The 532-nt window shown below is 63.3% G+C and carries 1 protein-coding gene; it reads left to right on the top strand.

Annotation, left to right across the window (positions count from 1 at the left end; genetic code table 11):
• The first annotated feature begins 151 nt into the window (after positions 1–151).
• Positions 152–505, top strand: coding sequence for an IS66 family insertion sequence element accessory protein TnpB (gene tnpB / locus IVB50_RS30030; protein ID WP_091898177.1), 354 nt, complete (start codon positions 152–154; stop codon positions 503–505).
• Positions 506–532: the final 27 nt, after the last annotated feature.

Raw genomic sequence — 532 nt, 5'->3', positions numbered from 1 at the left:
AATCGTCGCCATCGGCGGCTGCCGCGCCCTCCTCATCGCCGGAAGCAGCCGTTGTGACGGTTGAGCTCCAGGGGGCACGAGTTGAGGTGCGAGGGACGCCTGGACTTGCCGTGCTGAGTGATGTGTTTGTTGCGTTGCGCCGGGCACGTTCATGCTGACGGCTCCCGCTGGCCTCATGATTTACGTTGCGACCCGACCTGTAGACTTCAGGAAGGGCGCGGATGGTCTGGCGCTGTTGGCGAAGGAGACGCTGGGCCACGATCCGATGAAGGGCGTGGCGGTGGTCTTCCGTGCGAAGCGCGCTGATCGGGTGAAGATCGTGGTCTGGGATGGTAGTGGCCTCGTGCTGTATTGGAAGCGGCTTGAGGGCAGCGCCTTCAAGTGGCCGCCGGTCGTTGACGGCGTCATGCGAATGAACGCCGCGCAGTTGTCCGCGCTTCTGGCCGGCATGGATTGGACACGCATGCATGCGCCTCGAATCCCGCAGCCGAAAGCGCTTGCGTAGGACATAAAATCTTCGCTGCATCGGGGC

This window comes from Bradyrhizobium sp. 87, from assembly GCF_023073015.1.
Classification (GTDB): Bacteria; Pseudomonadota; Alphaproteobacteria; order Rhizobiales; family Xanthobacteraceae; genus Bradyrhizobium; species Bradyrhizobium canariense_D.
The sequence above is the reverse complement of the archived record's forward strand: the minus strand, read 5'-3'. Positions and strand labels throughout refer to the sequence as shown.

Coding starts and splice junctions, on each gene's coding strand:
- tnpB (WP_091898177.1), top strand. CDS start 152: ATGCTGACGGCTCCCGCTGGCCTCATGATTTACGTTGCGACCCGACCT.